1 pseudogene is annotated in these 608 nt (G+C 66.0%); it reads left to right on the forward strand.

The window, feature by feature from the left end:
• Nucleotides 1-608, forward strand: a pseudogene (locus tag EN781_RS33725) (hypothetical protein); the annotation flags it as partial.

Raw genomic sequence — 608 nt, forward strand, 5'->3', positions numbered from 1 at the left:
CTCTACGACAAGGCGCCGGCCTATCATGCCATCGTCGAGACGGTCGCTGCCGACGTCGCCGCGCTGCGCGCCGAAATGAAGGCCGGAGGGCGACCGCTCTACGAGGTTACCGACGGCAATGTCGGCCGCATCATGGACATGCGCTGGCTGAAGACGGAAGCGGCGCGCTTTCGGCTGGTCGGCGTTGTCAACCGGCTCGACCGGCGCGATTTCGCCGCCTTGAGCGGCGACCAGGGTTGCGGCGAAGTGCGTTTCATCTACCGTCTTGCCTACAGCTTCAGGAAGAACGGCAAGGTGCTGGCCTCGCGGCTGCCGTTCAATTTCAACGCTGTCTACAGTGTCGCGCCGGATGCCGATGGCGGCTGCGTCGGCGTTGCCGGGCGCTGGACGCCGCAACTCGACGAGGCCGTCGATGCCGGCTGGCTGGCCGGCGGGCCGCTGGAGCCGGAAGAGCTGACCTTCAAGCAGCTCGAACTCAACGCGCAAGTGGTGCGCTTTCCCTCCGGCCAGGAGACCGAGTTCGGCGGGCAGGCCGCCTACCTCATGCGGATTTTTGGGATCGATGGCGCCACCGTCAGCGAAAAGCCGCTGGAGAATACGCCTGACGT

Source organism: Mesorhizobium sp. M4A.F.Ca.ET.090.04.2.1, assembly GCF_003999085.1.
Classification (GTDB): Bacteria; Pseudomonadota; Alphaproteobacteria; order Rhizobiales; family Rhizobiaceae; genus Mesorhizobium.